The sequence below is a fragment of the Syntrophomonas sp. UBA1041 genome, assembly GCF_002316705.1.
Classification (GTDB): domain Bacteria; phylum Bacillota; class Syntrophomonadia; order Syntrophomonadales; family Syntrophomonadaceae; genus DTU019.
The window spans coordinates 37,903-38,378 of sequence record NZ_DCEA01000054.1 but is presented as its reverse complement, the minus strand read 5'-3'; the positions used below and the strand labels follow the sequence as shown (position 1 = coordinate 38,378).

General features: G+C 54.2%; 1 pseudogene. It reads right to left on the bottom strand.

The window, feature by feature from the left end:
* Nucleotides 1–238: 238 nt before the first annotated feature.
* Nucleotides 239–476, bottom strand: a pseudogene (locus B2633_RS08315) (endonuclease Q family protein); the annotation flags it as partial.

Here is a 476-nt window from a genome sequence, read left to right as displayed (position 1 = left end):
GGTAGTGGTTATGGGCTTGCTGTCCAGAAGATCCTCGGCAATGGTTCCCACACTGGCCAGCTCCAGGGGTCTTTCTATACGCAGTTGCTGCAGGACGAATTCGCTTTCGCTGTTGATCGACCCGGCCGCTGCGGGAATATGAGGCTGGGTTCCGCCATGATTCTTAAAGCAGGCGTAGCTTATAGCTGCGGCGATGGAATCAACGTCCGGGTTTTTGTGTCCTATTACGTATACAGGTTTAATGTTCTCCGTCTCCTTTCAGAACCTTTCCATAATAACCTCCCCCGCCGGCTTGGATATTCAGCCGGCCCTTCCTCATCCCGAGAATCAAAGCGGCCAGACGCGCTCCCCCCACCTTGGCTATCCGCTCCATAGGGGCATTTTCAAGGATATCGATTTCACTGGAAAAGGCCTGCCATAGGCTTTGCAGGGTACGGGGCCCCACTCCCGGCAAATCTTTCAAAGGAACCCGGTAA